Below are 1,352 nucleotides of genomic sequence, written 5' to 3'. Positions count from 1 at the left end.
CGTCGAATCGCATCGACGGCGCCAGACGCGTGCGCAGGGCCAGGTTGTTGACGAAGCAGCCGACCAGCGGCTCGACTTCGCGCTGCAGACGACCGGCCACCGGCGTTCCGATCACCACGTCGCGCTGATCGCCGTAGCGGCCGACCAGCAGCGCCAGCACCGACTCCAGCAGCATGAACGTCGTGACGTCGCGGGCCTGGCAGAACGCGCGCACGCGCTGCATCAACTCCGGCGGAAGCTCGCTTCGGTGGTTCGCACCCTGCGCCGACATCTGCGCCGGACGCGGGCGGTCGCTCGGCAGCGTGGTTAGTTCCGGCGCCGAGGCCAGTTGTTGCGACCAATAGTCGAGCCCGTCGGCCAGCGTCTTGACCTGTGCCTGTTGCCACAGCGCGTAGTCGGCATATTGCACCGGCAGCGCCGGCAGCGACGCGGGCTGGCCTTGGCTGTGAGCCGCGTACAGCGCGCCGAACTCCTCGACCAGCACATCCATCGACCAGCCATCGGCGGCGATGTGGTGCAGGGTCAGGATCAGCACGTGCTCTTCATCGCCCAGCGCGATCAGCGTCGCGCGCAGCATCGGGTCGCGGCTCAGGTCGAAGGGCTTGGCGCCTTCTTCGGCGAGCGCACGATCCAATTCAGAGGATCGCTGCGACGGATCCAGTCCGGACCAGTCGACTTGCGAAATCGAAGCGACGGCATCGGGCTGTATCCGCTGCCACAGCCCGTCGGCATCGGCGTGATACGTCGTCCTGAGAATTTCGTGGCGCGCGAACAGATCGGCCACAGCCCGCGTCAACGCGGCGCGATCCAGCCACCCCGTCAGCGACAGGCCGAGCGCGATGTTGTAGCTGGAATCGGCGCGACCGTCGCCGGCAACGAACCAGATCCGCTTCTGCGCGTACGACAGCGGCAGCTTTTCCGGCCGCTCGACTGCGCGCACGCGCGCCGCCGACGTTGCCGGCTTGGTGGCGATCAACACGGCCTGCTCGCGGATGCTGCGATGCTCGAAGACCTCGCGTAGCGACACTTCGACTTCGAACTCGTCGCGGATGCCGGAGACCAGACGCGTGGCCAACAGCGAGTGTCCGCCGGCCTCGAAGAAGCCGACCGTGACGCTGATCTCTTCGCGGCCGAGCAGGCTGCGCCACAGCGCTTCCAGCCGCATTTCCAGTTCGGTTTCCGCCGCGACGTGGCTCTGGCGATAGAAATGCCGCGACTGCGGCGCCGGCAAGGCATTACGGTCGATCTTGCCGTTGGGCGTCATCGGCAAACGATCCAGTACCACGAACGCCGACGGCATCATGTAGCCGGTCAGCTCGCGCGCCAGCTGACGCTTGCACTCCAGCACCCAT

1 protein-coding gene is annotated in these 1,352 nt (G+C 66.9%); it reads right to left on the bottom strand.

From position 1 onward, the window contains the following. A partial coding sequence (locus tag AB0D94_RS37815) for a condensation domain-containing protein (protein WP_362062522.1) occupies nucleotides 1–1,352 on the bottom strand: 1,352 nt, incomplete at both ends.

Source organism: Streptomyces sp. NPDC048255 (genome assembly GCF_040652415.1).
Taxonomy (GTDB): domain Bacteria; phylum Actinomycetota; class Actinomycetes; order Streptomycetales; family Streptomycetaceae; genus Streptomyces.
The sequence above is the reverse complement of the archived record's forward strand: the minus strand, read 5'-3'. Positions and strand labels throughout refer to the sequence as shown.